The organism is Peribacillus sp. SIMBA_075, assembly GCF_046534585.1.
Genome location: NZ_JAWRYN010001612.1, coordinates 1 through 236, shown reverse-complemented (window position 1 = coordinate 236; position 236 = coordinate 1). Strand labels below are relative to the sequence as shown.

The following is a 236-nucleotide window of genomic DNA, read 5'->3' as shown; positions in this document are numbered from 1 at the left end:
ATATGCTAAATCATTAGCGACCCAGATTTCCACATTATCGCCCACGCTGCGGAGCGTGAAATCCTTAAATGACAAATTGCGATTCAAGAACTTTTTCGTCCCGCCATCATAGGTGAAATGTTCGCTTGCCGCAGCTTCTTCTGAACCGCCTGCTGTTTCACCGTTCAATGCCCCGGCTTGTTCTTTAATGCGTTGCTCTGCTTCTTTTTGGAACGCCTCATCATTTGCCAGGCGAT

General features: G+C 47.5%; 1 pseudogene. It reads right to left on the bottom strand.

Annotation, left to right across the window (positions count from 1 at the left end):
• Positions 1-236: pseudogene (locus tag SB775_RS33880) on the bottom strand (peptidase M6); the annotation flags it as partial.